Origin of the sequence: Pseudomonas sp. GW456-12-10-14-LB2 (assembly GCF_002884345.1) — a bacterium.
In the GTDB taxonomy this organism is placed as follows: Bacteria; Pseudomonadota; Gammaproteobacteria; order Pseudomonadales; family Pseudomonadaceae; genus Aquipseudomonas; species Aquipseudomonas paraglycinae.
On sequence record NZ_POHV01000013.1, the window covers coordinates 37,143 to 63,215 of the forward strand.

The window sequence follows — 26,073 nt, forward strand, 5'->3', positions numbered from 1 at the left end:
GGTGAGCCGTTGGGTCGGGGCGTGACGCTAGAACATTATTGCGCCTTTTGCGGCTGTTGCGCTTTCCAGGCTTTGAACTCGGCCCATTCGGCGCGACGCTCGGCCTGTTTCTTCTGGATCTCGTCGAATTTCTTCTGTTGATCCGGTTTCAACACGGCGCGGACATCGGACTCGGCTTTCTTGTGGTTGGCCGCCATCTCGTCCTTCATGGCTTTCTGGTCGGCTGGCGAGAGTTTCTCCAGGTATTTTTCGACCGTCTGCTTACGCTCGTGCATCTGCTCGCCCATGATCTTGCGGATCTGCTCGCGCTGTTCGCGGGACAGGTCCAGCTGGCTGTACGGGCCTTTGCCGTGCATGCCGTGCATCTGACCGCCATGGCGCGGGCCGTCCAGCGGGCCACCCATCGGGCCGCCATCCTGTGGCATGGCCATGGCGACGGTCGGCAGGGCAGCGGCAAACATCAGAGCGATAAGAGTCTTGCGCATGGTGAATCTCCTTTGTCTCGTTCCCGGTACGTTCCGGATGAGTACAGATTACGGAGATCAAGGTCAGCGGCGGTCAGCGCTGTGTAAAGCTTGGGTAAACACGTTTTCGCGCCGACCTGACAAAACTTACAGACGATCAGAGGCTGTAGTAGTAGCCACGGCTGCGCAGGGCAACGATGCGCGGGCGACCGTCGGGGTGCGGGCCGATCTTTTTGCGCAGGTTGCTGACGTGCATGTCGAGGCTGCGGTCGTACAGGGTCAGCTTGCGACCGAGGGCGATCTGCGCCAGTTCCTGTTTGTCCAGCGGCTCGCCCGGTTGCTTGAGCAGGGCTTCGAGCAGGCGACTTTCGGAGACGGTGAGGGTGAATTCCTTTTCGTCGATGCTGACCACGCCGCGCACCGGGCTGAAGCTCAGGTCGCCCAGCTCGAGCTGGGTCGACACTGCGGCCGGATGACTGCGGCGCAGCACGGCGCGCAGGCGGGCGGTCAGTTCGCGCGGATCGCAGGGTTTGGCCAGGTAATCGTCGGCGCCCAGTTCCAGGCCGAGGATCCGGTCCAGCGGCTCGCCCCGGGCCGAGAGCATCAACACCGGCAGGTCGGCGTGATCGCTGCGCAATTGCTTGAGCAGTTCCAGACCGCTGCCGTCGGGCAGCATCACGTCCAGCACCACGGCCGCCGGCGCGGTTTCGGCCAGCGCCTTGCGGGCGCTCTGACCATCGTGGCAGGCCCGGACCTGAAAGCCTTCCTGGCTCAGCCAGCTACTCAGGAGTTCGCACAACTCCTGGTCATCATCAATCAGTAACAGCTCGCTCATGACTCACTCAATTTAGCCATTGCCGACGTTTTCGGCTTGCTCCACTGGCAAAGATACCGCAGAGCAGCGCCAATAGCGCTACCCCGGCCCCGGTGACGAACCATTGCTGCTGTTCGGTCAGCAGGCGCGGCAGCGGGCTGGCCTGGGCTTCCTTGAGTTGCAGCTTCAGACGCTGGTTCTCTTGGCGCAGCCGGGCGAGCTGGGCGCTTTCGCGGGTGTTGTCGGCATTTTGCAGTTGTTTGCTCAGTTCTTCCCGTTGCTGCTCGCTGGCCTTCAGGCGCTGCTGCAACTCGGTGATCTGGCTGCCGGCGCTCAACGAAAGCGGTGTGGAGCTGCCGCCTTCGGTGCTTTCTTCACCATGGGCGGGCGCCACGATCGACAACGTGACCAACATCAGACACAACGGACCCTTGCGCATCGCGACTCCTGTTTCCAAATGGATATTGGGCAGGTTGTCGGCCGGCAAACGAGAATAATGAGCGATTGAGAACGCGATGAACCGACAAGGTTCATCGCGTGGGGGGATCAGCGGGGGAGGTTACGGCAGGACTTGCTTGAACGGCTTGACGATCACGTTGGCGTAAACGCCGGCGGCGATGTACGGGTCGGCATCGGCCCAGGCTTGCGCCGCGCTCAGGGAATCGAATTCGGCAACGATCAGGCTGCCGCTGAAACCTGCTGCGCCCGGATCATTGCTGTCGACCGCCGGGTGCGGGCCGGCCAGCACGATGCGGCCTTCGCCCTTGAGCACTTGCAGGCGTTCAAGGTGTGCCGGGCGCGCAGCGAGGCGGGCTTCCAGGGAGTTGGCGACGTCGGTGGCAATGATGGCGTAGAGCATGTCAGTCCTCGGTTTTTGGCGTTGTGGTATCGGCGTCGTGCAGGTGACGGGACAGGTAGATGCCTTGAGCGACCAGGAACAGCACGGTCAAGCCCAGGCTGCCGAACACCTTGAAGTCCACCCAGTAGTCCTGGAAGGTGAAGGCGACGAACAGGTTGGCGGCACCGCAGAACAGGAAGAAACCGATCCAGGCGATGTTCAAACGGGTCCAGACCGGATCCGGCAGGGTCAACGCGTGGCCCATGATGCGCTTGATCAGCAGGCGGTCACCGATGAAATGGCTGCCGATGAAGGCCAGGGCGAACAGCCAGTTGACCACCGGGGCTTTCCATTTCAGGAAGGTTTCGCTGTGAAAGGCCAGGGTCAGGCTGCCGAACACGAGGCAGGCGACCAGCGTCAGCCACTGGCTCTTCTCCAGCTTGCGCTGCTTGATGAAGATCGCGCCGTACACCACCAGGGAGCTGATGATCAGCACGGCGGTTGCACTGTAAATGCCGCCTACCGTCAGTTCATGGCCGGCAACGTCGACGGTGCGTGGATCGAGTTTGTAGACGATGAAGAACAGCAGAAGCGGGATGAAATCGATGAATTGTTTCACAGTGAGAGCCAGAAGCTGGATGTGGCGGCATAATAACAAACATATGGGCGCGCGATAGCGCCAGCTGATTTGAGGTTACACATCCCCGTGAATGTTGATTTGCACTGCCACAGCACGGCCTCCGACGGCGCCCTGGCGCCTGCGGCACTGGTTGCGCGTGCGTTCGAGAACGGCGTGCGAGTCCTGGCCCTGACCGATCACGACACCCTAGAAGGCCTCGCCGAAGCGCGCACGGCCGCCGAGGCGCTGGGCATGCAACTGGTCAACGGCGTCGAGTTGTCCTGCACCTGGGGCGGGGCGACCATTCACGTACTCGGCTACGGTTTCGACGTCAACGCCGCGCCGCTGGTCGAGGCGATTGCCCAGTTGCACGACGGCCGCTGGCTGCGGTCTGAGGAAATAAGCCGCAAGCTCGCCCTCAAGGGCATGCCGAATGCGCTCGACGGCGCGCGGCAGATCCAGCAGGAACTGGGCGACAGCGGTAACGCGCCGGCCCGCCCGCATTTCGCCGACTGGATGGTGCGTGAAGGTTTTGTAAAGGATCGCGCCGAGGCGTTTCGCAAATGGCTCGGCGCCGGCAAGCTTGGGGACGTCAAGCAGCATTGGCCGACCCTCGAAGACACCGTCGGCACGCTGCGAGCCGCCGGCGCCTGGGTCAGCCTGGCGCATCCGTGGCACTACGATTTCACCCGCAGCAAGCGCCGAAAGCTGATTGCCGACTATATTCAAGCAGGCGGGCATGCGATCGAAGTGGTCAACGGTCATCAGCCTGCGGAACAGGTGGGCAGCCTGGCAATCCTTGCCCGTGAGTTCGGTCTGCTGGTCAGCGCCGGCAGTGATTTCCATGGCCCTGGTGGCTGGTCCGAGATCGGCCAGTACCGGCCGGTGCCGGAGGACCTTCCACCCCTGTGGTGTCGGTTCAAACATGACACAGTTATTGCCGCCGTCTGAACAGGTAGAGAATGTGAGTCAATTTTTCCAGATTCATCCGGAAAACCCGCAAGCGCGCCTGATCAAACAGGCGGTCGAGATCATCCGCAAGGGCGGAGTGGTGGTCTATCCCACGGACTCCTCCTACGCAATCGGCTGCCAGATCGGCGACAAGAACGGCATCGAGCGCGTTCGACGCCTGCGTCAGCTTGACGAAAAGCACAACTTCGCACTGATCTGCAGCGACCTTTCGCAACTGGGCAATTACGCCAAGATCGACACCGGGACGTTTCGAATCCTCAAAGCCCACTTGCCAGGGCCGTACACCTTCATCCTCAACGCCACCCGCGAAGTGCCGCGCCTGCTGCTGCATCCGAAGAAACGCACCATCGGTCTGCGGGTGCCGAGCCATCCGATCGCGCTGGCGCTGCTGGCCGAACTGGGAGAGCCGTTGATGAGCGTGACCCTGATCATGCCGGGCGATGAAGACCCGTTGAGCGATCCGTACGAAATGCGCCAGTTGCTCGAGCATCAGGTCGACCTGATCATCGACGGCGGTTCCGGCGGTATCAAGGCCTCCACCGTGATCGACCTCACGGGCGATGATCCGGAAGTGATCCGCGTCGGTTGCGGCGATCCTGCCCCATTCATGGTCGAGGCCTGAATGTCCGCAGTGGAAACCGTTGATCCCCAGGCCGGTGCCCAGCAGGAACTGCCGTTTGCCATGGTCTATGGCCAGGCCGTCACGGAAATGCCGCTGGACCTGTACATCCCGCCCGACGCGCTGGAAGTCTTCCTCGAAGCCTTCGAAGGCCCGCTCGATCTGCTGCTGTACCTGATCCGCAAACAGAACATCAACATCCTCGACATCCCGGTGGCGGAAATCACCCGCCAGTACATGGGTTATGTCGAGCTTATGCAGTCGGTGCGTCTGGAACTGGCCGCCGAATACCTGGTGATGGCCGCGATGCTGGCCGAGATCAAGTCGCGGATGCTGTTGCCCCGGGCCGAAACCGTCGAGGACGAAGAGGACGACCCGCGCGCCGAGCTGATTCGTCGCCTGCAGGAGTACGAACGGTTCAAGGCTGCCGCCGAAGGCATCGATGGCCTGAGCCGGGTCGGTCGCGACGTGATCGTGCCCAAGCTCGATGCCCCGGAAGCCCGCGCGCGCAAGCTATTGCCGGATGTGGCGCTGGAAGAAATCCTGATGTCCATGGCAGAAGTGCTGCGCCGGGGCGACATGTTCGAAAGCCATCAGGTCAGCCGCGAGGCGCTGTCCACCCGCGAGCGCATGAGCGATGTGCTGGAGCGGCTCAAGGGCGGCGGGTTTGTGCCGTTCGTCGAGCTGTTCACCGCCGAGGAGGGCAAGCTCGGGGTGGTGGTGACCTTCATGGCCATCCTTGAACTGGTCAAGGAATCCCTGATCGAGCTGGTGCAGAATGAGCCGTTCGCCGCGATCCACGTGCGAGCCCGAGCCGAATAACGAGTCCCGATATGAACCTGACTGAACCCCGCGAGCTGGCGTCCCTGCTTGAAGCCTTTCTGTTGGCCTCGGGAAAGCCGCAATCCCTCGAGCGCCTTTATGAACTGTTCGAAGAAGGCGAGCGCCCGGAACCGCCGGTCTTCAAGAAAGCCCTGACCCTGCTCGGCAAATCCTGCGAAGGCCGGGCGTTCGAGCTCAAGGAAGTCGCGTCGGGCTATCGCCTGCAAATCCGCGAGAAGTTCGCGCCGTGGGTCGGCCGGTTGTGGGAAGAACGTCCGCAACGTTATTCCCGAGCATTGCTGGAAACCATGGCGCTGATCGCCTATCGCCAGCCGATCACCCGGGGCGAGATCGAGGATGTGCGGGGCGTGGCGGTCAACACCAACATCGTCAAGACGCTGATGGAGCGTGAGTGGATCCGCATCGTCGGTTACCGCGACGTGCCGGGCAAACCCGCGATGTTCGCCACCACCAAGGCGTTTCTCGACCACTTCAACCTGAAGAACCTTGACGACCTGCCGCCGCTGGCCGAGTTGCGCGAAATCGAGGCGGATCCGGTGCTCGACTTCGACGACGCTCCGGTGCCGCCGGGCTTGCAGGAGCTGGCCGACGCCAGTGCCGAGCCGGAAGAGCCGAAAGAAGAAACCAGTTTCCACACCCTTCTGCTGGAACTGGACAGCATGGAGGAGGGGATCAAGACCGACTTTGACGACTTGCTGCGTGACGGGGCGGGCGGTGAATCGATGCCGACCGGGGTTGAGTTCGATCCGGTCGAGCCGCCGGTTGAGGATGAGTTCGAAACTGAATTTGAGCATGAGCCTGAATTCGAGCCCGAGCCTGAGCAGGAAGACGATGTGCTCGGCGTGGCCGAAGCCCGGGAAAAGCTGCTGGCCGCCGTCGCCCGGCTTGAACAGCCCGAACCGGAACCCGCCGCCGAGGAAGAGTTGAGCGAAGAAGAAGCCGAGGCCCGCGCCCTGGCCGAAGCCATCGAAGCCGAACGTCGCGAGTTCGAGGATTGAGCATGAGCTCGACCAAAGACCCGTGCATCAGCGTCTGCAAGTTCAGCGACGACATCTGTCTGGGCTGCGGCCGCAGCAAGCGCGAGATACGGGCCTGGAAGAAACTCGACAAGGACGACAAGCGCACTGTGCTGGCCGAAGCCGCGCTGCGTCTGATCAAGCTCGGGGCCACCGGTCGGCGGAAAAAGAAATAACCTTGCCCTGATCGACTAGTCTGTGATGCGCGCGCGGCCACATCCGCGTATGATTCGCGACCCTTCGGCGATCCCTTCGCCCGAAAACCCAGATTTCAACGCCTCAGCGGCTCATTCAGCGCCGCTGAACAGACCACACCGGGAGGTGCCCAGATGAGTGACATCAATCAGAAAGACGACCAGGAAATCGGCCCAGCAGGCGAAAAGCTGCAGAAAGTCCTCGCCCGTATCGGCGTCGGCTCGCGCCGTGATGTCGAATCCTGGATCGCTGCCGGCCGCATCAAGGTCAATGGCAAAGACGCCACCTTGGGCCTGCGTGTCGACATGCACGACGCCATCACCATTGATGGCAAAGTCATCAAGCGCGAAGAAGCCGCCGAGTCGGTGCGCCGCGTGATCATGTACAACAAGCCCGATGGCGAGATCTGCACCCGTGACGACCCGGAAGGCCGTCCGACCGTGTTCGACAAGCTGCCGCGTCCGAAAGAAGGCCGCTGGATCAACATCGGTCGTCTCGACATCAACACCACCGGTCTGCTGATGTTCACCACCGACGGTGAGCTGGCCAACCGCCTGATGCACCCGTCCTACGAGATGGACCGTGAGTACGCGGTGCGTGTGCGTGGCGAAGTCGATGACGAGATGATCGAGCGCCTGAAGGCCGGCGTTGTGCTGGAAGACGGCCCGGCGCGCTTCACCGACATTCAACAGGCACCGGGCGGCGAAGGCTTCAACCACTGGTATCACTGCGTGGTGATGGAGGGCCGTAACCGTGAAGTGCGTCGTCTGTGGGAATCCCAGGGCCTGGTGGTCAGCCGCCTGAAGCGCGTGCGTTTCGGCCCGGTTTTCCTCAACTCCGACCTGCCGATGGGCCGCTGGCGCGAAATGAGCCAGTACGAAGTCGACGTGCTGAGCGCCGAAGTCGGCCTGACCCCGGTGGCCATGCCGCAACTGAACGCCAAGAGCAAAGACAAGCTCGACCGGATGCAGCGCAAGTCGTCGCGTCCGATGGCCCGTACCGAGCGCGTGCGCACCCTGCGTCCGGCCAACGGTGCACCGATTGGCGCCGGTCCACGTCCGGTCCGCGAGCCGCAGATCGAAGGCGAGCGTCCAGGCCGCAAGCCGGCAGCGCGTCCGGATGGCGAGCGCGGTCCACGCACTCCGCGTCCGGCCAATGGCCGTACCGAGCGGGGCGAAGGTCGCGGTACGCCGGTGGCGGATCGTCCAGCCGACACCAAGCGTCCGGCCAAGCCGGCGCCGAAGCGTCCAGGCATCAAGCTGGCTGACGATGACAAGCCGTCGGGCAAGCGCCGTGGCGCACCGGCCGGTTCCGGCCAGCGTCCGGGTTTCGGTCGCAAGAAGCCGGAATAACGCGGTTGTAAGCTTCGAGCGGCAAGCTTCAAGCTGAAAAACAGAAACGCCAACCTTAGGGTTGGCGTTTTTTTTTGGACTTTTTATTTCTTTTTTCAGGCGTGTTTTTCTTGTTTTAAAACAAAAAACTTAACGCCTTTCAAATAGTTAGTCAGCTAACGTCAATCGCTGCTCCGGGCTTCGATGGGTCTGGAGTGGAAACTTTACGTTACGCACTGTCAGTGAATATTTACGAAAAGGCCGTCGCAGACCCTTAAATCGGGTGTCTTTATCAGACTGTAAGGAAAATCTGCCGGAGCCAGTCCCGCCGGGCCTTGCGCGGCGCTCTGGCGCGCTTGTTTCAGCGACGTTTGGAAGGTGAGATGCGCTGCATGCCTGTCGTGCAGGTGCATAACAAGAAGGAGGCGCAATGAACGCCGATATCCATTTTCACTTCTCCACGTGGGGCGGATTTTCCATCGTCCACGCCGATGGCCTGCAAAGGCCTGACTCAATTTTTGCAGCCGCCCGGGCCTCCCGGGGTGGACACATGCAATCCCGGCAACCGACACGCTGATCCGGCGAGGTCTGGCAGCAGGGGGTTAGCGGTGTACAATGCGCCGCGTTTTAACTGTGACCCTCTGCGTAATCGCGCAAACCTCAAGGTTTATCCGCCTTGTTCACTCCGCCGCGTCACAAGCGTGTCGGGTTCGATTTCGTCACAGATAAAAACAAACAGGTGACGCATGACCGTTGTAAAAAAGCTGAATTCCTGGTGCCTGCGCTGGGGTTTGATCAAGGTTGGCTGAAATCGCAACCTTGCAGCAACGTCTACTGAACATCATCAAACCTTGCGTGAGACCTTTTTCATGAGTGGACAAAACTCGCAATCAGGCGAGCTGAAACGCGGCCTGAAAAATCGCCATATTCAACTGATCGCCCTCGGTGGCGCGATCGGTACCGGATTGTTCCTCGGCTCGGCCGGGGTGCTGAAATCCGCCGGCCCGTCGATGATCCTCGGCTATGCCATCTGCGGCTTCATCGCCTTCATGATCATGCGCCAGCTCGGCGAAATGATCGTCGAAGAGCCGGTGGCCGGCTCCTTCAGCCACTTTGCGCACAAATACTGGGGCGGTTTTGCCGGTTTCCTGTCGGGCTGGAACTGCTGGATCCTGTACATCCTGGTGGGCATGTCGGAGCTGACTGCGGTCGGCAAGTACATCCACTACTGGGCGCCGGAGATCCCAAGCTGGGTCACTGCTGCCGCGTTCTTCGTGCTGATCAATGCGATCAACCTGGCTAACGTCAAAGTCTTCGGTGAAGCCGAATTCTGGTTCGCGATCATCAAGGTCGTGGCGATCGTCGGCATGATCGCCCTGGGCAGTTATCTGCTGGTCAGCGGCCATGGCGGCCCGCAGGCTTCGGTCAGCAATCTGTGGTCCCACGGTGGCTTCTTCCCGAACGGCGTCAGCGGTCTGGTAATGGCCATGGCGATCATCATGTTCTCCTTCGGCGGTCTGGAGATGCTCGGTTTCACCGCAGCCGAAGCCGACAAGCCGAAAACCGTGATCCCGAAAGCGATCAACCAGGTGATTTACCGGATCCTGATTTTCTACATCGGCGCACTGGTGATCCTGCTGTCGCTGACCCCGTGGGACAGCCTGCTGGAAACCCTCAACGCTTCGGGCGATTCCTACAGCGGCAGCCCGTTCGTGCAGGTGTTCTCGATGCTTGGCAGCAACACCGCTGCGCACATCCTCAACTTCGTGGTACTGACCGCGGCATTGTCGGTGTACAACAGCGGCACCTACTGCAACAGCCGCATGCTGCTGGGCATGGCCGAGCAGGGCGATGCGCCGAAAGCGCTGGCGAAGATCGACAAGCGCGGCGTGCCGGTGCGTTCGATCCTGGCGTCGGCGGCCGTGACCCTGGTGGCGGTGCTGCTCAACTACCTGATCCCGCAACACGCGCTGGAACTGCTGATGTCGCTGGTGGTTGCAACGCTGGTGATCAACTGGGCGATGATCAGCTTCTCGCACTTCAAGTTCCGCCAACACATGAACAAGACCAATCAGAAGCCGCTGTTCAAGGCGCTGTGGTACCCGTACGGCAACTACATCTGCCTGGCGTTCGTCCTGTTCATCCTCGGCGTGATGCTGCTGATCCCGGGCATTCAGATCTCGGTGTACGCGATCCCGGTGTGGGTGGTGTTCATGTGGGTCTGCTACGTGATCAAGAACAAGCGCAGCGATCAACGCGCGGTGCTTGGGGCCGCGGCCAAGTAGGCAACGGACGACAACAAAATAGCCGGCTTCCGCCGGCTTTTTTGTGCCCGGTCCTACGCGAAGTGACGATAGACTGCCGGCGCCAATTGAATCGCGAAGGAGTCGGGCATGCATCAGGTGCAAACGCACTACGAGGTCGAAGGAGACGCGCTGACGCGTGATGATGTGCAGGCGTTGATCGCGTCCCAGCGCTTGCCGCTGCGGTTTATCGGGGTGGATTTCACCGATGTCGATCTGTCGCGACTGACGCTGGATCGCGCCGATTTCCAGCGCTGCATTCTGCTGCGCACGCAATTTCTCGGTGCTCGCCTCGAAGCGACTCAATGGAAGGGCTGTCGGGGTGCCCACGCAGTGTTCGAAGCGGCCCAATTGCTGGAGGCCTCGTTCAGCAATTGCGATTTGAACAACACACGCTGGCAGCGGGCGAAACTGGCGCAGGTCGCTTTCACCGGCTGCAAGCTGACCGGTGCCAACTTCAGTCACACCTCCAGCCTGGGTCTGTCGTTCAGTGAGACCCGACTCAACAGCGCATTTCTGGGCGGCATGTCGTTCGCCCGCACGACGTTGAACGGTCTGGATTTCTCCGATGCGGACTTGAGCGATGCCGACTTTCGCAAGGCCGAGTTCGTCGAGTGCAGTCTGGCGCATGCACGCATCAATGGCGCAAGGTTCACCGATGCCGACCTGCGCGGTGCCGATTTGAGCGGCTTTCGGCTCAACGATGCCAAACTGTTCAAAGGGGCGGTGATTTCCCGGGCCCAGGCATCGATGCTGTTGTCCGAACTGGGGTTGTCTGTCGCTTAGCGACTTGAAGGTAGAGTTTCCATGCTGGTGATTTCCAACAATGTGCATCTGCCGGATGCCGAGATAGAGCTGACGTACATCCGCGCCCAGGGCGCCGGAGGGCAGAACGTCAACAAGGTCTCCAGCGCCGTGCACCTGCGCTTCGACATTCCGGCCTCGTCCTTGCCCGAATTCTACAAGGAGCGTCTGCTGGCGCTGCGTGACAGTCGCATCACCGGCGACGGTGTGCTGATCATCAAGGCCCAGCAATATCGCACGCAGGAACAGAATCGCGCCGATGCGCTGGAACGTTTGACCGAGCTGATTCTCAGCGCCACCAAGGTCGAGAAGAAGCGCCGGCCAACCAAGCCGACGCTGGGTTCAAAGAAGCGTCGGCTCGAGTCGAAAACCAAGCGCGGCAGCATCAAGGCCGGGCGCGGCAAGGTGGATTTCTAGTCTTCGCGGTACTTCGCCGTGTAGCGGTACAGATAGACGCTCAATGCCAGACCGCTCAGCGCGGCGAGGGCGGCGAACAGGAAGATCGAGGCAAAACCGAAGCCCGCTGCAATCGCACCCGCCAGCGGCCCGGTGATCCCCAGCGACAAGTCGATGAACAACGAATAGGCCCCGACTGCCGCGCCTCGGCTGGAGGCCGGCACCAGGTTCACGGCTTCCACGCCCAGCGCCGGGAACACCAGCGAGAAACCGAAACCGCTCAATGCCGCACCGGCCAATGCCCAATGCGCGTCCGGCGCCAGCCACAACAACAGCAGACCCAGGGTTTCCACCGACAGGCAGGCAATCGCCACGCGAAAGCCGCCGAGGCGGTTGATCAGGTTGCCGAACAGCAGCCGCGCACCAATGAAGCTGGCGCCGAACAGGCTCAGGCACAGCACCGCGTTATCCCAGTGCTGCGTGGCGTAATACAGGGTGATGAAGGTGGCGATGGTGCCGAAACCGATCGAGCCCAGCGCCAGTCCGCAGCCGTGCGGGAAGACGCGACCGAGAACGTGCATGAATGGCAGACGCTCGCCGGCCACGATCGGCGCGGCGGTTTTCGGCCAGGCCAGCAGCAATCCCAGGCTGGCGAGCAGCAGAATGCTTACGCCCATGCTCCACAGACCGAAACGGCTGACCAGCCATACCCCGAGCGGCGCACCGACCGCCAGCGCACCGTAACTGGCGATGCCGTTCCACGAGATGACTTTGGCGGTGTTGGCGGCACCGACGCGGCCGATGCCCCAACCGATCGAGCCTGAGCCGACCAGGCTTTCAGCGCTGCCCAGCACCAGACGGCCGACGAACAGGCTGATCAGGCTCAGCAGCGGCAGGTGGGGCGTCCACGCCGAAATCAGCATGAACACACCGCTCAAGCCACACCCGGCCAGACCAATCATCACCGCACGTTTACTGCCCTGGTTGTCGATGATCTTGCCGGCATACGGGCGACTGAGCAGCGTGGCGAGGTATTGCACGCTGATCACCAGCCCGGCGATGACCGCGCCGAAGCCCAGGTCGCTGTGCACGTAGCCCGGCAGCACCGCCAGCGGAATGCCGATATTCAGATAACCGATGAAGGTGAACAGGACGATGGAAACGACTTGCAGCGTGACCGCCAAGGGGCGCTGGGGTTCTGGCATAGAGGACGACATGAATTACGATCCACGGGAAGAGCAGAATAGATAGGCTGCTCATGATACCGATGCGGACGCGTCTGGAGCGGGGAAAAGTAAAACTATTTGGCCGGGGCGACCAATTGCGTGGTGACCAGTGCGGCCAGCGCGTTTTCCTCGCTGCCGAAACGGGCGAGCAGGGCGGCCTGTTTCTCGGGCGAGAGACGGCTCCAGATCTCGATCATCTTCTCGGTGGCACCGATCAGGATCTCGGCCTGTTGTTCATCGAATTCTTTGGACATGGCGGCTCAGGTTTCAGGCAGTGTGGAAAGCGCATGTTAGCGCTTTCCACACGGTCTGTACGGCGGGTGTTGCTTACTCTTCGCTGTCGGCCGGACGGCTGTCGGCGGCTTCTTTCGGCTCGGGCTGTTGGGCACCGGCTTGTTGCGTGGTCGTCTGCTCAGTTTCGTGCAGGCTTGGGAAGGGGAGATTCGGAATCTCGTGCATGGTTGCGCTCCTCGCTAAGTCTGTTGATAGATCTGGTAGATCCGCGCTTTCAGAAAGCCTGCGAAGGATACAGCAGGAAAAGTGACAAACAGATTTTTAAATCCATTTGTTTCGACGGGCGGGATTGTCTAGACAAGTGCGACAGGGTGACGCAGGGCAAATGTGGGAGCGAGCCTGCTCGCGATGAGTGCGCCAGATCGTTCCCACGCGGAGCGTGGGAACGATCAAGACAAGGGGGAGTTATTTGCAGACGTTGGCGATCGCTTCTGCCAGCAAGTCGAGACGCGTCGCATCAATCCCGGCAACGTTGGCCCGGCCCGAGCTGACCATGTACACGCTGTGATGCTCGCGCAGGTTTTTCACCTGTTCCGGCGACAGACCGGTGTAGGAAAACATCCCGCGTTGCACGCCAATGTGTGCAAAACGCTCGCGCAGGCCGTGCGGTTCCAGCGCTTCCACCAGACCGCTGCGCAATTGGGCGATGCGCAGGCGCATGGCTTCCACTTCGTCGGCCCAGCGGCGTTTCAGCTCCGGGTCGGCGAGGATCGTGGCGACGACAGCCGCGCCGTGATCCGGTGGCGTCGACCACAGGTTGCGGGCGATGTGCGCCAGCTGGCTGCGGATGTCGATCAGCTTGTCAGCGGTTTTCGCGCTGACGATCAGCGCACCGGTGCGATCGCGGTACAGGCCGAAGTTCTTCGAGCAGGAGCTGGTGATCAGTAGCTCGGGCAACTCGGCGGCGAACAGTCGGGTCGACCACGCATCCTGCTCCAGACCGTCGCCGAAGCCCTGGTAGGCAAAGTCGATCAGCGGCAGCAGATCGCGGCGACGGACCACCTCCAGCACCCGCTGCCAGTCGTCGTGGCTCAGGTCGAAACCGGTCGGGTTGTGGCAGCACGCGTGCAGCAGCACCACATCGCCTTTCGGCACTTCATTGAGCACGGCGAGCATCGCATCGACGTCGAGGCGGTTGTCGCTGCCGACGTACGGGTAATGGCTGATCTTGACCCCGGCGGCCGCGAAAATCGTTTCGTGGATCGGCCAGGTCGGGTTGCTCAGCCACACGCCTTTGCCCGGCAGGCATTGCGCGATGAAGTCTGCCGCCAGACGCAGGGCGCCCGTGCCACCCGGGGTCTGGGTGGCGCCGGCGCGTTGCTCGGCGATCAGTGCCGAATCGGCACCGAGCACCAGCTCGTTGATGACCTTGCCGAACAGCGGATTGCCGTGGCCACCGATGTAGGTCTTGGTGTCCTGGCTCTCGACCAGACGCGCCTCGGCGATTTTCACCGCCTCGGGGATTGGCGTCAGGCCCTGGGCATCCTTGTAGACGCCCACGCCGAGGTCGAACTTGCGCGGGTTGGAGTCCTGCGCGTAGGCCTCCATCAGGCCGAGGATCGGGTCGCCGGGCACCCGGCCGATGGCGTCGAAGTGCATTACTTGCGTCCTTCTGCGGTCTTGGCCACTTCGTCAGTGCGCGCGGCCATGATGAAGTCGTTGCGGTGCAGGCCTTTGATCGAGTGGCTCCACCAGGTCACGGTGACTTTGCCCCACTCGGTCAGCAGGCCCGGGTGGTGACCTTCGGCCTCGGAGATCTCGCCGACGGCGTTGGTGAAGGCCAGCGCGTGCTTGAAATTCTTGAACAGGAAGACTTTTTCCAGCTGCATGATGCTGTCGCGTACTTCGATGTTCCAGTCAGGGATCTGCTTGATCAGGATCGGCAGCTCTTCATCGCTGACTTGTGGGGCATCTGCACGGCAGGCTTCGCAATGGGCTTGGTTCAAAGTGGACATGGTGGACTTCCTGAAATCTGAAGGTGTTTTTTTATATTGGCGGTCAGTGTCGCCACGCTAAACCAAAGTGGCGACGACGGACAGACTCACTTGTAAGCAAAAGTCGCGGGTCACGCGGCTTTTGGTTTTGGCGGAAACTTCGGTGCGTGCAGACCCAGCTGCATGCCTTGCTTGACCATGGCCATGATGTCTTCGTGGGCCAGGTCGAACAGGCGCTTGAGGTTCGGCAGGACGAAATACAGCGGTTGCAGGATGTCGATGCGATACGGCGTGCGCATTGCTTCCAGCGGATCGAAGGCTTGATGCTCGGGCTCGTCCGACAGCGAGTAAACGGTTTCTTTCGGCGAAGACAGGATGCCGCCACCGTAGATGCGTTTGCCTTGCGGGGTGTCGACCAGGCCGAACTCGATGGTCATCCAGTACAGGCGCGCCAGATAAACGCGTTCTTCCTTGGTCGCCTGCAGGCCGAGCTTGCCGTAGGTGTGGGTGAATTCGGCGAACCACGGGTTGGTCAGCAGCGGGCAGTGGCCAAAGATCTCGTGGAAAATGTCGGGTTCTTGCAGGTAGTCCAGTTCTTCACGGGTGCGGATGAACGTAGCCACCGGAAACTGCTTGCTGGCGAGCAATTCGAAAAAGGTCTGGAAAGGGATCAGCGCGGGAACTCGGGCAACCTGCCAACCGGTGGTCTCGCCGAGCACCTTGTTGATCTCGCCCAGTTGCGGAATGCGGTCGTGGGGCAGACCGAGTTTTTCGATACCGTCCAGGTATTCCTGGCACGCGCGACCCTCGATCACTTTCAACTGGCGGGTGATCAGCGTGTTCCACACCGCGTGTTCTTCGGCGGGGTAGTCGATAAAACCTTGCGCATCGGGCTCGCGGGCCACGTATTGCGTCTGCTTCATACTGCTCTCCTGCGAGGGGAATTTCGTTCTTGTTATGTCCTGCGATGAACTGAGAAATACCCCGGAACGTTCGTTGTTGCAGCAGGTTGAAGACTGCTGGAGTAGGAAAAGTCTCTTTAATTCGTAAAATTTTCGTTACGCTTCGTGCGATAAGTCGTGTTTGCGGTGACTGTCGGGTTTGAAAAGGCCGATGGCTGTCACATAATCTTGACGACTATCTTGCGCGCTGCGCAGAAAATTCCGGCGCCAGACCGCCTCTTCACCTGTTTCGGGCCTTTATATGCGTATCAAAGTCCACTGCCAGAACCGCATCGGCATCCTGCGCGACATTCTCAATCTGCTGGTGGAGTACGGGATCAACGTCGCCCGTGGCGAGGTGGGCGGTGAGCATGGCAACGCGATCTATCTGCATTGCCCGAACCTGATCAACATTCAGTTCCAGGCGTTGCGACCGAAGTTCGAGGCGATTGCCGGGGTGTTCGGCGTCAAGCGGGTAGGGCTGATGCCTAGCGAGCGGCGGCACATGGAGTTGAATGCGCTGCTCGGTGCGCTGGAGTTTCCGGTGCTGTCGATCGACATGGGCGGCTCCATCGTGGCGGCCAACCGTGCGGCGGCGCAGTTGCTCGGGGTGCGGGTGGACGAGGTACCGGGTATTCCATTGTCGCGTTACGCCGAGGATTTCGACCTGCCGGAACTGGTGCGCGCCAACAAATCGCGAATCAACGGCATGCGGGTCAAGGTCAAGGGCGACATCTTTCTGGCCGACATCGCGCCGCTGCAATCGGAACACGACGACAGCGAGGCCATGGCCGGTGCCGTGCTGACCTTGCACCGCGCGGACCGCGTCGGCGAGCGCATCTATAACGTGCGCAAACAAGAGTTGCGTGGCTTCGACAGCATCTTCCAGAGCTCGAAAGTGATGGCGGCGGTGGTGCGTGAAGCACGGCGCATGGCACCGCTGGATGCACCGCTATTGATTGAAGGCGAAACCGGCACCGGCAAAGAATTGCTGGCACGGGCCTGCCATTTGGCGAGTCCGCGCGGACAGTCGCCGTTGATGGCGCTCAACTGCGCGGGGCTGCCGGAGTCGATGGCCGAGACCGAACTGTTCGGCTACGGCCCCGGTGCCTTTGAAGGCGCGCGCGCCGAAGGCAAGCTCGGGCTGCTGGAGTTGACGGCGGGCGGCACGCTGTTCCTCGATGGCGTCGGCGAAATGAGCCCGCGCTTGCAGGTGAAATTGCTGCGCTTCCTGCAGGACGGCTGCTTCCGGCGGGTGGGCAGCGATGAAGAGGTTTACCTGGATGTGCGGGTGATCTGCGCAACCCAGGTCGACTTGTCGGAGTTGTGCGCACGAGGCGAGTTTCGCCAGGATCTGTATCACCGCTTGAACGTGCTGTCGCTGCACATCCCGCCACTGCGCGAATGCCTCGACGGTTTGACGCCGCTGGTGGAGCACTTTCTCGATCAGGCCAGCCGGCAGATCGGCTGCCCGCTACCGAAACTGGCACCGGCGGCGATGGACCGGCTCAGTCACTACCATTGGCCGGGCAACGTGCGGCAGCTCGAGAACGTGCTGTTCCAGGCGGTTTCGCTGTGCGACGGCGGCACAGTCAAGGCCGAGCACATTCGCCTGCCGGATTACGGCGTGCGTCAGCCGCTTGGCGATTTCTCCCTCGAAGGCGGGCTGGACGAGATTGTCGGGCGCTTCGAGAAGGCGGTGCTGGAGCGCTTGTATTCCGAACATCCGAGCAGCCGACAACTGGGCAAGCGACTCGGGGTTTCGCACACCACGATTGCCAACAAGCTGCGTGAGTACGAAGTCGGCAAGGACGCGTCCGAGTGATCAAGGCCGGATCGGGTGTTTGCCGCCAAGCGGCATGACACCGCCGGTTTTTCGACTTCGATACATTTCCCTCATCCTCGCAAAATCCCTCAAGTCCTTTGTTTACCGGGCCCTCGGCCGCCAGAAAAAAGTTGGTCTGCAAATTGCTTATGGCTCAGCAGTACAGCGGTGGGCGGCAAACGTCCGGCATGCAGAGGAAAGAGTGTGGACAAGTACCTTTATGTGGCAATGACCGGCGCCAGCCAGAACGCACTGGCGCAAAAGGCTCATGCCAACAACCTGGCGAACATCTCCACCAATGGTTTTCAGCGCGACCTGGAGCAGGCGCGTTCGATGCCGGTGTTCGGTGACAGCTTTCCGGCGCGTGCGTTTGCCATGAGCGAACGGCCCGCCACCGACTTCACGCCGGGCTCGCTGGTGCAGACCGGCCGTGACCTCGACGTCGCCGTGTCGGGCAACGGCTGGATCGCCGTGCAGAACCCTAATGGCGGTGAAAGCTACGTGCGCACCGGCAGCCTCAACATCGATGCCCTCGGCGTGTTGCGTGCCGGCAACGGCATGCCGGTCATGGGCAATGGCGGGCCGATCGCCGTGCCGCCGGAGCAGCAGGTGGAAGTCGGTGAAGACGGCACCATCAGCATCCGTGCGATGGGCGAGGGGCCGCGCGTCATGGCCGAAGTCGACCGGATCAAGCTGGTCAACCCGGACATCAAGAACATGAACAAGGGCCTGGACGGTTCGATTTACACCAAGGACGGCCAGCCTGCGCCGGCCGATGCCAACGTCAAACTGGTGTCGGGTTTCCTGGAGTCGAGCAACGTCAATGCCGTTGAAGAGATGACGTCGGTGCTGGCCCTGGCCAAGCAGTTCGAACTGCACGTCAAGATGATGAATACCGCCAAAGACGACGACCAGGCCATGGCTCGGGTCTTGCAGATCAGCTAATTATCAGAACGTCGCGCCGTAAAACAGGCGCACGAGGAGAATCGAATGCTTCCGGCTCTATGGGTTGCCAAAACCGGTCTGTCCGCCCAGGACACCAACCTGACCACCATTTCCAACAACCTGGCGAACGTGTCGACCACGGGTTTCAAACGTGACCGCGCCGAGTTCCAGGACCTGCTGTACCAGATCAAGCGTCAGCCAGGCGCCCAGTCGACCCAGGACAGCGAACTGCCGTCAGGTCTGCAAGTGGGTACCGGTGTGCGCATTGTCGGCACCCAGAAAAACTTCACCGCCGGCAGCCTGCAAACCACCGAGCAGCCGCTGGACATGGCCATCGACGGTCGCGGTTTCTTCCAGATCCTGCAGCCGGACGGCACCACGTCCTACACCCGTGACGGTACTTTCCACCTCGACTCCAACGGCCAGATCGTCAACGCCAGCGGTTTCGCCCTGGAGCCGGCGATTGTCATTCCGAACAACGCCCAGACCTTCACCGTAGGTCGTGACGGCACCGTGTCGATCACCGTTGCCGGCAACGCCGCGTCGCAAGTGATCGGCAACCTGCAAACCGCCGACTTCATCAACCCGGCCGGTCTGCAAGCGGTGGGCAACAACCTGTTCCTGGAAACCGCCGCTTCCGGTGCACCGCAAGTCGGTACTCCGGGCCTGAACGGTTTCGGCACCACCCTGCAGAACACCCTGGAAACCTCCAACGTCAGCACCGTGGAAGAGATGGTCAACATGATCACCACCCAGCGCGCGTACGAGATGAACTCCAAGGTGATCTCCACCGCCGACCAGATGCTCTCGTTCGTAACGCAGAATCTGTAATCAAGTCTATGAGGCGGCCATGAGGTCGCCTGCAACACCGTGAGGTAAGGGTCATGAAGCGCTTTGTATCTGTTGTGGCATTGAGTGGGGTCGTCTCGCTCGCGGGCTGCGTCGCTCCGACGCCCAAGCCCAATGATCCTTACTACGCCCCGGTGTTGCCGCGCACACCGTTGCCGTCGGCCGCCAACAACGGCTCGATCTATCAGGCCGGTTTCGAACAGAACCTGTACAGCGACCGCAAGGCGTTCCGGGTCGGCGACATCATCACCATCACCCTGAACGAGAGGACCCAGGCCAGCAAGAACGCCAACTCGCAGGTGGCCAAGAACAGCAAGACCGGCATCGGTCTGACGTCGCTGTTCGGCAGCAGTGCGACCACCAACAACCCGATCGGCAGCAATGACCTGAGCCTGAGCGCCAGCTACGAAGGCGACCGCGCGACCAAAGGTGACAGCAAGGCCGCCCAGGGCAACACCCTGACCGGCTCGATCACCGTGACCGTTGCCGACGTGCTGCCCAACGGCATCATCGCCGTGCGTGGCGAGAAGTGGATGACCCTCAACACCGGCGACGAGCTGGTGCGGATCGCCGGTCTCGTGCGGGCCGATGACATCGCCACCGATAACACCGTGTCCTCGACCCGGGTCGCCGATGCGCGCATCACCTACTCGGGCACCGGTTCGTTCGCCGATGCGAGTCAGCCAGGCTGGTTCGACCGTTTCTTCCTCAGCCCGCTGTTCCCTTTCTAGGTGGCTACGTTGAATTTCAGAAGTCTCATGGTGGCCGCGTTCCTGTTGTCGGCGGCCTTCAATGCACAAGCCGAACGGTTGAAGGACATCGCCAGCATTTCCGGCGTGCGTTCCAACCAGTTGATCGGCTATGGCCTGGTGGTCGGTCTTAACGGCACTGGCGACCAGACCACGCAGACCCCGTTCACCCTGCAGACCTTCAACAACATGCTCTCGCAGTTCGGCATCAAGGTGCCGCCGGGATCGGGCAACGTGCAGCTGAAAAACGTTGCGGCGGTATCGGTGAGTGCCGATCTGCCGGCGTTCGCCAAGCCGGGTCAGCAGGTCGATATCACCGTGTCGTCCATCGGTAACTCCAAGAGCCTGCGCGGCGGCACTCTGTTGCTGACCCCGCTCAAGGGTATCGACGGCAACGTCTACGCCATCGCTCAGGGCAACCTGGTGGTTGGCGGTTTCGACGCTGAAGGCCGTGACGGTTCGAAGATCACCGTCAACGTTCCGTCGGCCGGTCGCATCCCTGGCGGTGCGTCGGTCGAGCGTTCGGTGCCGAGCGGTTTCAACCAGGGCAACAGCCTGACGCTGAACCTCAACCGTTCCGACTTCACCACCGCCAAGCGCATCGTCGACAAGATCAACGACATGCTCGGCCCTGGCGTGGCCCAGGCCATCGACGGCGGTTCGATCCGTGTGACCGCACCGCTCGATCCGAGCCAGCGCGTCGACTACCTGTCGATCCTGGAAAACCTCGAAGTCGATCCGGGTCAGGCGGTGGCGAAGGTCATCATCAACTCGCGTACCGGCACCATCGTCATTGGCCAGAACGTGAAGGTGTCGCCGGCCGCCGTGACTCACGGCAGCCTGACTGTGACCATCACCGAAGACCCGATCGTCAGCCAGCCGGGCCCGCTGTCCAACGGCCAGACCGCCGTGGTACCGCGCTCGCGGGTGAATGCCGAACAGGAAGCCAAGCCGATGTTCAAGTTCGGCCCGGGCACCACTCTCGACGAGATCGTCCGGGCGGTGAACCAGGTCGGCGCAGCGCCGGGTGACCTGATGGCCATCCTCGAAGCACTGAAGCAGGCCGGCGCGTTGCAAGCCGACCTGATCGTGATCTGAGGACGGCGACCATGGATATGCGCAAAAGCGGTCTGGTCAGCAGCAGCGATTCGGGTTCGTACTCCGACCTCAATCGTCTGAACCAGCTGAAGGTCGGCGACAAGAACAGCGACGGCAACATGCGCAAGGTTGCGCAGGAGTTCGAATCGCTGTTCCTCGGTGAAATGCTCAAGTCGATGCGTTCGGCCACCGAAGCGCTGGGCCAGGACAACCCGCTCAACACGCCGGCCGCCAAGCAGTATCAGGAAATGTACGACCAGCAACTGGCGGTTTCCATGTCCCGCGAGGGCGGTGGTATCGGTCTGGCCGACGTGCTGATCAAGCAGATGTCGAAGAACAAACCGATGGCGCCGGGCGAGGCTGCGGCCGCATCCGCCGCCAAGCAGGAAGAAGCCAAAGCCAAGGCCGCTGCCGTAGCCACGCCGATTGCCGCCGGCACCGTGGCCACCAATGGCCCGTTGTCGCGACTCAACGGCGAGCGTCCACTGTGGGCGTCGCGTTCGGTGCATGCGCCGAACACCGAACTGACCCATCGCAATGACATGGAAATGATCAACCAGCGTCGTCTGGCGTTGCCGCCGAAACTGGCGGATCGCTTGCTCGCAGGTCTGGTGCCGTCGGCCACGCCGGCAGCGGCCACTCAACTGCCGCAACGCGCCACGACCGCCGCTGTCACCGGTTCCGGCCCGCTGTACAACGGCGACTGGCTGGACCGTGCCGAGGCAGACAAGGCTTCCGGCGGGCAGATGCAGATTTACGGCCGAGCCATGGCGCAGATCCCGCTGGCACCCGCCAAGCGCGCGTTCAGCAATGCCGACCAGTTCGTCAACACCATGCTGCCGATGGCCGAGGAAGCCGCCGCCCGCATTGGCGTCGATCCGCGTTATCTGGTGGCTCAGGCTGCACTGGAAACCGGCTGGGGCAAATCGGTCATGCGCGCCCAGGACGGCAGCAGCAGTCACAACCTGTTCGGTATCAAGGCGAGCAGCAACTGGAAGGGCGATTCGGCCCGGGCGATCACTAGCGAGTTCCGCAACGGGCAGATGGTCAAGGAGACGGCCGAGTTCCGTTCCTATGCCTCGTACAAGGACAGCTTCCACGATCTGGTGACTTTGCTGCAGAGCAATAATCGCTATCAAGATGTGCTGAAGTCGGCCGATAACCCAGAACAGTTTGTACGCGAATTGCAGAAGGCCGGTTACGCGACCGACCCGAACTACGCGACGAAGATTTCGCAGATTGCCAGGCAGATGACGGTCAATCAGAACTACGCTGCGGCCGGCGTTCCAACAACGCCCTTATAAACACAAGGTAAGGTTTGAATCATGAGTTTGCTCAATATCGGGATGTCGGGGTTGAACGCGAGTTCTTCCTCTCTGGCTGTGACAGGTAACAACATTGCCAACGTCGACACCGCCGGTTATTCACGCCAGCAAACTGTGCAGGGCACCAAGTCCTCGATTCAGTACGGTAACGTGTTCATCGGTACCGGTACGACCCTCGCCGACGTGCGTCGGGTGTACAACTCCTACCTCGAATCGCAGCTGCACACCGCCACCTCGCTGAGCAGCGAAGCGGCCGCCTATGGCGCGCAGGCGACAGCGCTGGACGGTTCGCTGTCCGACACCAACACCGGCCTGACCGGCGTGTTGCAGAAGTTCTTCACCTCGATGCAAGGCGTATCGACCTCTGCCACCGACGACACTTCCCGTCAGTCGGTGCTGACCGGCGCGCAAGCCCTGACCAGCCGCTTCAACGCACTGGCCAAGCAGCTCAACGACCAGAACACCACGCTCAACGGCAACCTTGGCGACATGGCGGCCCAGGTCAACAAACTGGCCACCTCGATTGCCAATCTCAACCAGAAAATCGGCGAGATTTCCACCAGCGGCGGCCAGCCGAACGATCTGCTCGACACCCGTAACGAAGCCGTACGCCAGCTCTCCCAGCTGGTCGGCGCGCAGGTCGTCGAGCGCGGCACCAGCTTCGACGTCTACGTCGGCAGCGGGCAGCCGCTGGTTGTCGGTAACACCACCAATACCCTGAGCACCGTGCCGAGCAAGGATGACCCGTCGCGCATGGGCATCCAGATGGATCGCGGTTCGAGCACCATCGACATCACTTCGGTGATCAGTGGCGGCGAAATCGGCGGTCTGCTGAACTATCGCAAGGAAGTGCTCGACCCGTCGCTCAATGAGCTGGGTCGTGTGGCGCTGGTGATCGCCGATCAGGTCAACCGCCAGCAAGCCCAGGGTATCGACAAGAACGGTGACTTCGGCGCCGCGATTTTCAACAACATCAACAGTGCCGCGCTGATCAGTCAGCGCAGCATTGCCCAGGCGGGCAACAGTGCAGGTTCGGGCAACCTTGACGTGACCATCAAGGACACCGGCAAGCTGACCACCAACGATTACCAGGTCACCTTCACCAGCGCGACCAACTACACGGTCAAGCGCTCGGACGGCACCGACATGGGTTCGTTCAGCACCACGACCACGCCGCCTCCGGTGATCGACGGTTTCACCCTGGCCCTTAATGGCGGTGCTCTGAGCGCCGGTGACACCTTCAAGGTGACTCCGACCCGTGGCGCGGCCTCGAGCATCCAGACCGTGCTCACCGACCCGAAGAAAATTGCGGCGGCGGCACCGTTGACCGGCGTGGCCAGCACCAATAATTCCGGCACCTACACCCAGCCGACGCTGACCGACACCATCGATATCTACAACCCGACCTCCCAGGCCGAGTTGCAGAACGCGCTCAAGTATTCGACCCCGGTCAAACTGGTGTTCGGTGCGGTCGCCAGCGGCAGCCAGTCGTACAACATGGTCGATGCCAAGGGCAACACCATCGGCACCGGGACCATCGTGCCGGGGCAGGCTAACACCCTGAACCTGAAGATCGGCATGGTCGACTCCACCGGCGCACCGGTGATGGATACCAGCGTCACGCCGAACGTGCAGAAAACCTTCACCGTGCAGACCACCGTGGGCGCGACGCCGAAAGCCGGCGAAACCTTCACCATGAGCCTCACCGGCGCGGCGTCTTCGGACAACCGCAACGCCCAGGCACTGGTTGGTCTGCAGACCAAGCAGACCGTGGACACCGGCTCGGGCAGCAAGGGCATCAGCCTGACCGACGCCTACAACAAGCTGGTGACCAACGTCGGTACCAAGGCCGCTCAAGGCAAGTCCGACATCGAGGCCACCACCGCCATTCTGGATCAGGCGCAGGGCGCGCGTGATTCGCTGTCTCAGGTCAACCTGGACGAAGAGACCGGCAACCTGGTCAAGTATCAGCAGTACTACACAGCGTCTTCGCAGATCATCAAAGCTGCGCAGGAAACCTTCGCCACGCTGATCAACAGTCTTTAAGGAGCCGTAATTCATGCGCATTTCCACCGCTCAGTATTACGCGACGCAAGCTGCTCAATATCAGCGCAACTACAGCAAGGCTGTCGCGACCGCGAACGAAGCCAGCAGCCTGCAGCGCATCAACACCGCCGCCGACGATCCGATCGGCGCCGGTCGCTTGCTGAAACTCGGTCAGCAGGCCGCGATGCTTGATCAGTACAAAGGCAACATCGACACCACCAAGAGCGCGCTGACCGTTCAGGAATCCACACTGAACTCCATCACCACTGCTTTGCAGCGCGCGAAGGAAATCGGTCTGGCCGCCAACAACGGCATCGCCACCGATAAGGACCGCCAGGCTTACGCCGCCGAACTGAGCCAGATCCAGCAACAAGTGCTGGGCCTGATGAACTCCAAGGATGCCAACGGCAACTACCTGTTCTCCGGCTCGAAGACCGATACCGCGCCGTACTCGCAGAACGCCGATGGCACCTACACCTACAACGGTGACCAGACCCAGATCAACCTGGGCATTGGTGACGGCCTGTCGGTAGCCACCAACACCACCGGTTGGGATGCGTTCCAGCAGACCATCAACACCAGCCGCACCCAGACCACAATGACGGCTCCGGCCGTCGATGACGGTCGCGTGGTGCTGACCAACGGTACGGTCGGCACCGCCGCCACCTACAACGCCAAGTTTACGGCCGGTCAGCCTTACACCGTGGACTTCATCAGCAGCACTCAGCTGAAGATCACCGATGCCCTGGGCAACGACGTGACTTCCGAGGCCAGCCAGAACGGTCTGATCAGCAACAGCAACGGCGCCAACCAGACGGTCAGCTTCCGTGGCGTCGACATGAAGTTGAACATCAACCTCAAGGCTGGCGATACCAACCCGGACGCGGTCATTGCCGGTCATAGCTTCCAGCTGTCGGCTTCGCCGGACTCGTTCACCGCTTCGCGCAGCCCGGGCAACCCGTCGACCGCGGTCATCACCGGTTCCAGCGTGACCAACCAGGCAGCCTACGACGCGGCTTTCCCGTCGGGTGGCGGCGCAGTCCTGAAGTTCACCAGCGCCACCGCGTTCGACCTGTACGCGGCGCCTGTCACTGCCGACAGCAAGCCGATCTCGTCGGGTACCGTGGCTGGCGGCAACGCCACGGCAGCGGGCGTGACCTTCGCCCTCGGTGGTACGCCGGCGGCCGGTGACCAGTTCTCGATCCAGTCCAACAATCACCAGACCCAGAACGTGCTCGACACCCTGGGCCAGATGGTCACGGCGCTGAACACCCCGATCGACGGTGATCCGGTGGCCAAGCAGAAATTCCAGGGTGCCATGGAAGCCGGCCTCGGCAACATCGACAGCGCCGCCAATCAGATCGGCAGCGCGGTGACGTCCATCGGTGCCCGTGGGTTGTCGCTGGATGACCAGAACACCACTAACGAGAGCCTGCAGCTGGCAAACTCCACCACTCAGGGCACGATCCGTGATTCGGATCCGGCCGAAGTGATGACCCGCCTGACCTTGCAGCAGACCATGCTGCAGGCCTCGCAACTGGCGTTCAGCAAAATCTCTCAGTTGGGCCTGTTCAACAAGATCTGAAGCCTGAGCGGGCGCGCAAGCGCCCGCTTGCTCTGACCGCTC

The 26,073-nt window shown here is 61.6% G+C and carries 28 protein-coding genes; 17 read left to right on the top strand and 11 right to left on the bottom strand.

Translation table 11 applies throughout. The annotated features are described in order from the left end of the window. Nucleotides 1-35 precede the first annotated feature (35 nt). From C1X29_RS11015 to C1X29_RS11035, 5 genes are all read right to left on the bottom strand, one after another. A complete protein-coding gene (locus C1X29_RS11015; RefSeq protein ID WP_007958371.1) occupies nucleotides 36-485 on the bottom strand; it encodes a Spy/CpxP family protein refolding chaperone in 450 nt (149 codons plus the stop codon). Between the two features lie 136 nt (nucleotides 486-621). After that, nucleotides 622-1,299: a response regulator transcription factor gene (locus C1X29_RS11020; RefSeq protein ID WP_007958370.1), complete on the bottom strand. Its 678-nt coding sequence runs from the start codon at nucleotides 1,297-1,299 to the stop codon at nucleotides 622-624. A gap of 7 nt (nucleotides 1,300-1,306) precedes the next feature. Then, nucleotides 1,307-1,717 (bottom strand): translation initiation factor 2, encoded by a 411-nt coding sequence (locus C1X29_RS11025; RefSeq protein ID WP_085747147.1) that lies wholly within the window; start codon nucleotides 1,715-1,717, stop codon nucleotides 1,307-1,309. Nucleotides 1,718-1,837: 120 nt separating this feature from the next. Next, complete coding sequence (locus tag C1X29_RS11030; RefSeq protein WP_011333002.1) at nucleotides 1,838-2,137, bottom strand: YciI family protein; 300 nt, start codon at nucleotides 2,135-2,137, stop codon at nucleotides 1,838-1,840. A gap of 1 nt (nucleotide 2,138) precedes the next feature. Then, complete coding sequence (locus C1X29_RS11035; protein ID WP_007958367.1) at nucleotides 2,139-2,735, bottom strand: septation protein A; 597 nt, start codon at nucleotides 2,733-2,735, stop codon at nucleotides 2,139-2,141. Between the two features lie 87 nt (nucleotides 2,736-2,822). Here C1X29_RS11035 and C1X29_RS11040 point away from each other — a divergent pair, with 87 nt between their 5' ends. The 9 genes from C1X29_RS11040 to arfB all read left to right on the top strand — a co-directional run bounded on the left by C1X29_RS11040 (nucleotide 2,823) and on the right by arfB (nucleotide 11,235). Beyond that, on the top strand, nucleotides 2,823-3,686 hold the full coding sequence (locus C1X29_RS11040; RefSeq protein ID WP_085747145.1) for a PHP domain-containing protein: 864 nt from the start codon (nucleotides 2,823-2,825) through the stop codon (nucleotides 3,684-3,686). A gap of 13 nt (nucleotides 3,687-3,699) precedes the next feature. Beyond that, a complete protein-coding gene (locus tag C1X29_RS11045) occupies nucleotides 3,700-4,329 on the top strand; it encodes an L-threonylcarbamoyladenylate synthase (RefSeq protein WP_102686021.1) in 630 nt (209 codons plus the stop codon). 120 nt (nucleotides 4,330-4,449) lie between these two features. After that, nucleotides 4,450-5,148, top strand: coding sequence for a ScpA family protein (locus C1X29_RS11050; protein ID WP_170844946.1), 699 nt, complete (start codon nucleotides 4,450-4,452; stop codon nucleotides 5,146-5,148). An 11-nt stretch (nucleotides 5,149-5,159) separates the two neighbouring features. Continuing rightward, nucleotides 5,160-6,167 (top strand): SMC-Scp complex subunit ScpB, encoded by a 1,008-nt coding sequence (gene scpB / locus C1X29_RS11055; RefSeq protein ID WP_102717451.1) that lies wholly within the window; start codon nucleotides 5,160-5,162, stop codon nucleotides 6,165-6,167. Nucleotides 6,168-6,169: 2 nt separating this feature from the next. Next, entirely contained in the window at nucleotides 6,170-6,361 is a 192-nt protein-coding gene (locus C1X29_RS11060) for a DUF1289 domain-containing protein (RefSeq protein WP_007958358.1), read from the top strand. A gap of 153 nt (nucleotides 6,362-6,514) precedes the next feature. Continuing rightward, a complete protein-coding gene (rluB, locus tag C1X29_RS11065; protein ID WP_085747142.1) occupies nucleotides 6,515-7,732 on the top strand; it encodes a 23S rRNA pseudouridine(2605) synthase RluB in 1,218 nt (405 codons plus the stop codon). 848 nt (nucleotides 7,733-8,580) lie between these two features. After that, entirely contained in the window at nucleotides 8,581-9,996 is a 1,416-nt protein-coding gene (locus C1X29_RS11070) for an amino acid permease (RefSeq protein ID WP_085747141.1), read from the top strand. Nucleotides 9,997-10,104: 108 nt separating this feature from the next. Continuing rightward, nucleotides 10,105-10,800, top strand: coding sequence for a pentapeptide repeat-containing protein (locus tag C1X29_RS11075; RefSeq protein WP_102717452.1), 696 nt, complete (start codon nucleotides 10,105-10,107; stop codon nucleotides 10,798-10,800). A 21-nt stretch (nucleotides 10,801-10,821) separates the two neighbouring features. Continuing rightward, a complete protein-coding gene (gene arfB, locus C1X29_RS11080; protein ID WP_011333010.1) occupies nucleotides 10,822-11,235 on the top strand; it encodes an alternative ribosome rescue aminoacyl-tRNA hydrolase ArfB in 414 nt (137 codons plus the stop codon). On the opposite strand, the gene C1X29_RS11085 is transcribed toward arfB, so the two are convergent. The 6 genes from C1X29_RS11085 to phhA all read right to left on the bottom strand — a co-directional run bounded on the left by C1X29_RS11085 (nucleotide 11,232) and on the right by phhA (nucleotide 15,591). Further along, nucleotides 11,232-12,419, bottom strand: coding sequence for an MFS transporter (locus C1X29_RS11085; RefSeq protein WP_173892722.1), 1,188 nt, complete (start codon nucleotides 12,417-12,419; stop codon nucleotides 11,232-11,234). The genes arfB and C1X29_RS11085 overlap by 4 nt on opposite strands. A gap of 95 nt (nucleotides 12,420-12,514) precedes the next feature. Continuing rightward, nucleotides 12,515-12,694, bottom strand: a complete 180-nt coding sequence (locus C1X29_RS11090; protein ID WP_007958348.1) for a hypothetical protein — start codon at nucleotides 12,692-12,694, stop codon at nucleotides 12,515-12,517. A 73-nt stretch (nucleotides 12,695-12,767) separates the two neighbouring features. Then, the gene (locus C1X29_RS29675; RefSeq protein WP_256584349.1) at nucleotides 12,768-12,899 is read right to left on the bottom strand and encodes a hypothetical protein; all 132 of its coding nucleotides are present in this window, start codon (nucleotides 12,897-12,899) and stop codon (nucleotides 12,768-12,770) included. Nucleotides 12,900-13,139: 240 nt separating this feature from the next. Further along, a complete protein-coding gene (locus C1X29_RS11095; protein ID WP_085683027.1) occupies nucleotides 13,140-14,333 on the bottom strand; it encodes an amino acid aminotransferase in 1,194 nt (397 codons plus the stop codon). Beyond that, complete coding sequence (locus tag C1X29_RS11100; protein WP_003222798.1) at nucleotides 14,333-14,689, bottom strand: 4a-hydroxytetrahydrobiopterin dehydratase; 357 nt, start codon at nucleotides 14,687-14,689, stop codon at nucleotides 14,333-14,335. Before C1X29_RS11100 ends, C1X29_RS11095 begins: the two co-directional genes overlap by 1 nt. Before the next feature lie 110 nt (nucleotides 14,690-14,799). Further along, the gene (phhA, locus tag C1X29_RS11105) at nucleotides 14,800-15,591 is read right to left on the bottom strand and encodes a phenylalanine 4-monooxygenase (protein WP_011333014.1); all 792 of its coding nucleotides are present in this window, start codon (nucleotides 15,589-15,591) and stop codon (nucleotides 14,800-14,802) included. A gap of 280 nt (nucleotides 15,592-15,871) precedes the next feature. Here phhA and C1X29_RS11110 point away from each other — a divergent pair, with 280 nt between their 5' ends. From C1X29_RS11110 to C1X29_RS11145, 8 genes are all read left to right on the top strand, one after another. Further along, entirely contained in the window at nucleotides 15,872-17,434 is a 1,563-nt protein-coding gene (locus C1X29_RS11110; RefSeq protein WP_011333015.1) for a sigma-54-dependent phenylalanine hydroxylase transcriptional regulator PhhR, read from the top strand. Between the two features lie 204 nt (nucleotides 17,435-17,638). Next, nucleotides 17,639-18,379, top strand: coding sequence for a flagellar basal body rod protein FlgF (locus C1X29_RS11115; protein WP_007958343.1), 741 nt, complete (start codon nucleotides 17,639-17,641; stop codon nucleotides 18,377-18,379). A gap of 45 nt (nucleotides 18,380-18,424) precedes the next feature. Next, a complete protein-coding gene (flgG, locus tag C1X29_RS11120) occupies nucleotides 18,425-19,210 on the top strand; it encodes a flagellar basal-body rod protein FlgG (protein WP_007958342.1) in 786 nt (261 codons plus the stop codon). 53 nt (nucleotides 19,211-19,263) lie between these two features. Then, entirely contained in the window at nucleotides 19,264-19,959 is a 696-nt protein-coding gene (gene flgH / locus C1X29_RS11125; protein WP_085605729.1) for a flagellar basal body L-ring protein FlgH, read from the top strand. A 27-nt stretch (nucleotides 19,960-19,986) separates the two neighbouring features. After that, nucleotides 19,987-21,075 carry a flagellar basal body P-ring protein FlgI gene (locus C1X29_RS11130; RefSeq protein ID WP_039765528.1) on the top strand — a complete coding sequence of 363 codons (1,089 nt, stop codon included), beginning with the start codon at nucleotides 19,987-19,989 and terminating at the stop codon, nucleotides 21,073-21,075. A gap of 11 nt (nucleotides 21,076-21,086) precedes the next feature. Continuing rightward, nucleotides 21,087-22,379 (top strand): flagellar assembly peptidoglycan hydrolase FlgJ, encoded by a 1,293-nt coding sequence (gene flgJ, locus C1X29_RS11135; RefSeq protein WP_102686027.1) that lies wholly within the window; start codon nucleotides 21,087-21,089, stop codon nucleotides 22,377-22,379. A gap of 21 nt (nucleotides 22,380-22,400) precedes the next feature. Continuing rightward, a complete protein-coding gene (flgK, locus tag C1X29_RS11140; RefSeq protein ID WP_102717453.1) occupies nucleotides 22,401-24,446 on the top strand; it encodes a flagellar hook-associated protein FlgK in 2,046 nt (681 codons plus the stop codon). A gap of 13 nt (nucleotides 24,447-24,459) precedes the next feature. Next, nucleotides 24,460-26,031: a flagellar hook-associated protein 3 gene (locus C1X29_RS11145; RefSeq protein WP_102717454.1), complete on the top strand. Its 1,572-nt coding sequence runs from the start codon at nucleotides 24,460-24,462 to the stop codon at nucleotides 26,029-26,031. The last annotated feature ends 42 nt before the right edge of the window (nucleotides 26,032-26,073 follow it).

What these genes read in the sequence shown, in the direction of transcription:
- C1X29_RS11015 (WP_007958371.1), bottom strand. Translation starts at nt 485, where the DNA reads ATGCGCAAGACTCTTATCGCTCTGATGTTTGCCGCTGCCCTGCCGACC.
- C1X29_RS11020 (WP_007958370.1), bottom strand. Translation starts at nt 1,299, where the DNA reads ATGAGCGAGCTGTTACTGATTGATGATGACCAGGAGTTGTGCGAACTC.
- C1X29_RS11025 (WP_085747147.1), bottom strand. Translation starts at nt 1,717, where the DNA reads ATGCGCAAGGGTCCGTTGTGTCTGATGTTGGTCACGTTGTCGATCGTG.
- C1X29_RS11030 (WP_011333002.1), bottom strand. Translation starts at nt 2,137, where the DNA reads ATGCTCTACGCCATCATTGCCACCGACGTCGCCAACTCCCTGGAAGCC.
- scpB (WP_102717451.1), top strand. Translation starts at nt 5,160, where the DNA reads ATGAACCTGACTGAACCCCGCGAGCTGGCGTCCCTGCTTGAAGCCTTT.
- C1X29_RS11060 (WP_007958358.1), top strand. Translation starts at nt 6,170, where the DNA reads ATGAGCTCGACCAAAGACCCGTGCATCAGCGTCTGCAAGTTCAGCGAC.
- rluB (WP_085747142.1), top strand. Translation starts at nt 6,515, where the DNA reads ATGAGTGACATCAATCAGAAAGACGACCAGGAAATCGGCCCAGCAGGC.
- C1X29_RS11070 (WP_085747141.1), top strand. Translation starts at nt 8,581, where the DNA reads ATGAGTGGACAAAACTCGCAATCAGGCGAGCTGAAACGCGGCCTGAAA.
- C1X29_RS11075 (WP_102717452.1), top strand. Translation starts at nt 10,105, where the DNA reads ATGCATCAGGTGCAAACGCACTACGAGGTCGAAGGAGACGCGCTGACG.
- arfB (WP_011333010.1), top strand. Translation starts at nt 10,822, where the DNA reads ATGCTGGTGATTTCCAACAATGTGCATCTGCCGGATGCCGAGATAGAG.
- C1X29_RS11085 (WP_173892722.1), bottom strand. Translation starts at nt 12,419, where the DNA reads ATGCCAGAACCCCAGCGCCCCTTGGCGGTCACGCTGCAAGTCGTTTCC.
- C1X29_RS11090 (WP_007958348.1), bottom strand. Translation starts at nt 12,694, where the DNA reads ATGTCCAAAGAATTCGATGAACAACAGGCCGAGATCCTGATCGGTGCC.
- C1X29_RS29675 (WP_256584349.1), bottom strand. Translation starts at nt 12,899, where the DNA reads ATGCACGAGATTCCGAATCTCCCCTTCCCAAGCCTGCACGAAACTGAG.
- C1X29_RS11095 (WP_085683027.1), bottom strand. Translation starts at nt 14,333, where the DNA reads ATGCACTTCGACGCCATCGGCCGGGTGCCCGGCGACCCGATCCTCGGC.
- C1X29_RS11100 (WP_003222798.1), bottom strand. Translation starts at nt 14,689, where the DNA reads ATGTCCACTTTGAACCAAGCCCATTGCGAAGCCTGCCGTGCAGATGCC.
- phhA (WP_011333014.1), bottom strand. Translation starts at nt 15,591, where the DNA reads ATGAAGCAGACGCAATACGTGGCCCGCGAGCCCGATGCGCAAGGTTTT.
- C1X29_RS11110 (WP_011333015.1), top strand. Translation starts at nt 15,872, where the DNA reads ATGCGTATCAAAGTCCACTGCCAGAACCGCATCGGCATCCTGCGCGAC.
- flgG (WP_007958342.1), top strand. Translation starts at nt 18,425, where the DNA reads ATGCTTCCGGCTCTATGGGTTGCCAAAACCGGTCTGTCCGCCCAGGAC.
- flgH (WP_085605729.1), top strand. Translation starts at nt 19,264, where the DNA reads ATGAAGCGCTTTGTATCTGTTGTGGCATTGAGTGGGGTCGTCTCGCTC.
- C1X29_RS11130 (WP_039765528.1), top strand. Translation starts at nt 19,987, where the DNA reads ATGGTGGCCGCGTTCCTGTTGTCGGCGGCCTTCAATGCACAAGCCGAA.
- flgJ (WP_102686027.1), top strand. Translation starts at nt 21,087, where the DNA reads ATGGATATGCGCAAAAGCGGTCTGGTCAGCAGCAGCGATTCGGGTTCG.
- flgK (WP_102717453.1), top strand. Translation starts at nt 22,401, where the DNA reads ATGAGTTTGCTCAATATCGGGATGTCGGGGTTGAACGCGAGTTCTTCC.
- C1X29_RS11145 (WP_102717454.1), top strand. Translation starts at nt 24,460, where the DNA reads ATGCGCATTTCCACCGCTCAGTATTACGCGACGCAAGCTGCTCAATAT.